Below are 2230 nucleotides of genomic sequence, written 5' to 3'. Positions count from 1 at the left end.
GACCAGGCAGGTGCCGAGCGTGCGCATCTTCCCGGTCCAGCCCAACAGCCTCGGTATCCGCGGCGCCGGCAACGGCCTGCAGTTCGCGCTGGTCGGCAACGACCGCAAGGCGCTCGGCGATGCCGCCGTGAAGATCATCGCCGAGATGCAGAAGGACCCGCGCTTCCAGACACCGCGCCTGTCCATCGACCCGACGCAGCCGCAACTCGCCGTGGCCATCGACCGCGAGCGCGCCTCTGACCTCGGCATCGACATATCGGGACTGGCCAACACCCTGCAGGCCATGCTCGACGGCAACGACGTCGTCGACGTCTACATCGCCGACCGCAGCTACGGCGTGAAGCTGGTCTCGACCACCAATCCGATCAACGATCCGACGGATCTGGAGAACATCTTCCTGAAAACAGCCGACGGACGTTTCGTGCCGATGTCGACCATCGCCACGCTGACCGAACGCGCCGTGCCGCCGTCGCTGTCGCGCGAACAGCAGCAGCCCTCTGTGGCGATCACGTCCAACCTCAGCGGCGACTTCGCGCTTGGCGATGCGCTCACCCGCGCCGAGCAAATCGCCACGCCGCTGCTGCCGCCAGGCAGCCGCATCCTGCCGCTGGCCGAGGCGGCGACGCTGGGCGAGACCAACAGCGCCATGGTCACCATTTTCGGCTTCGCGCTGGTCATCATCCTTTTGGTGCTGGCCGCCCAGTTCGAAAGTTTTGTCAGCGCCGTCATCATCATGGCGACGGTGCCGCTAGGGCTGGCCTGTGCGATTTTCGCGCTTCTCCTCTCGGGCACCAGTCTCAACGCCTACAGCCAGATCGGCCTGGTGCTTTTGGTCGGCGTCATGGCCAAGAACGGCATCCTGATCGTCGAATTCGCCAACCAGTTGCGCGACCGCGGGCTTGGCGTGCGCGAGGCGATCGAACAGGCCTCGATCATCCGCGTGCGGCCGGTGATGATGACGATGATCTGCACCGTGCTCGGCGGCCTGCCGCTGGTGCTGGCGAGCGGCGCCGGTGCCGAGGCGCGCGTCGCGCTCGGCTGGGTCATCGTCGGCGGCCTGGGGCTGGCCACCGTCTCGACGCTGTTCCTGACGCCGGTCGCCTATCTCCTGCTTGGCCGCTTCGTCACGCCGAAGACCCACGAGGAAGCCCGACTGAAGCGCGAGTTGGAGGAAGCCGCCTACACCAATGTGGAGCCGGCTGAATAGAAATCCCAGGAAAAGTGTGTAGCGGTTCTTCGTCCGGAATTTCGTAAGAAAAATAATTCCGCCTATCTCAAGAACCGGCCTTCGATCGACCAGCGCGCGGCGAGGAAATTCAGCACCGCCGCCACCACGACGCCGCCGATTTTCGCCGGCCACACCCCGATGATGCCGGCGAACAGCGCGATCGAGAGGCTGGAGACACCGAGCGAAATCAGCGCTCCAAGCGTGGCGAAACGAAGGAACGCGTCATGCAAACGGATGGCTCGATTGCGCTCGAACGACCACAAGCCGTTCGCCGCGAAGGAAAAGGTGACGGCGACGAACCAGGCAGCGATGTTGGCCGGCACCGGCGGAACCCCGAGCTTGAGCAGCAGGAAAAAGCTGGCAAGGTCGATGGCCGTGTTCGCCAGTCCGACAATGGCGAAGCGGACGATCTTGCTGCCGGCCGAACGCTGGGGCCGATCGGCGTCGCTCATCTCTTGCCGTCCAAGATCTCGACGCCGGCGCGGGCCAGGCTGGCTCCGAACGCGTCCGATGCGAGGGCCGCGAATTCGACCTCGCGCACACCTTGCATCATGTCGCGCGCGCGCAGCGTCTCGTCGACATGGCCGGGATGACACATGAACAGCCCTCGCTCTGGCAACCCTTCGACGGCGGCCTGCAGAACCGCAGCGAACTTTTCCGGTTGCCGCCAGTCATAGATGCCGGCGAGCGGCTGGAAAACGGTGAAGCCCGCGCGCTGCATCGAGCGGTTGAACCCGGCGGCGAGCGCGGCAATCGCAGCGACTTTCGCTCCCGCGGCCAGCGTCGGGGCGCCGCGCAGGGCCGGCCTGTCGGCGCCTTCTGGAAACCGTGCGCACAGCCATGTGCGCACGACGGGAAGGAAATGCACATGCTGATGCCCGTCGACGAAATCGGGGCGGCGGCCAAGCGCCTCGACGAAGCGGCTGTACTGGGCGTCAAGCTCGGCATGGACATGGCGGGCGCCGATGCGGCCGCGCAGAACAGGCAAGGCCAGTGCGCGGA

At 65.9% G+C, this 2230-nt stretch carries 3 protein-coding genes; 1 reads left to right on the top strand and 2 read right to left on the bottom strand.

Translation table 11 applies throughout. The annotated features are described in order from the left end of the window. Positions 1 to 1207 (top strand): efflux RND transporter permease subunit (locus tag EN984_RS31805; protein WP_164765796.1); only part of this gene is annotated, 1207 nt, incomplete at its 5' end. A gap of 62 nt (positions 1208 to 1269) precedes the next feature. Here EN984_RS31805 and EN984_RS31800 read toward each other — a convergent pair. Together EN984_RS31800 and EN984_RS31795 are read right to left on the bottom strand one after the other, a co-directional pair. Then, positions 1270 to 1680, bottom strand: a complete 411-nt coding sequence (locus EN984_RS31800) for a GtrA family protein (protein ID WP_127269060.1) — start codon at positions 1678 to 1680, stop codon at positions 1270 to 1272. Continuing rightward, a partial coding sequence (locus tag EN984_RS31795) for a ChbG/HpnK family deacetylase (protein ID WP_127384228.1) occupies positions 1677 to 2230 on the bottom strand: 554 nt, incomplete at its 5' end. The genes EN984_RS31795 and EN984_RS31800, both read right to left, overlap by 4 nt.

Origin of the sequence: Mesorhizobium sp. M7A.F.Ca.CA.004.12.1.1, assembly GCF_003997835.1 — a bacterium.
In the GTDB taxonomy this organism is placed as follows: domain Bacteria; phylum Pseudomonadota; class Alphaproteobacteria; order Rhizobiales; family Rhizobiaceae; genus Mesorhizobium.
The sequence above is the reverse complement of the archived record's forward strand: the minus strand, read 5'-3'. Positions and strand labels throughout refer to the sequence as shown.

What these genes read in the sequence shown, in the direction of transcription:
- EN984_RS31800 (WP_127269060.1), bottom strand. Translation starts at nt 1,680, where the DNA reads ATGAGCGACGCCGATCGGCCCCAGCGTTCGGCCGGCAGCAAGATCGTC.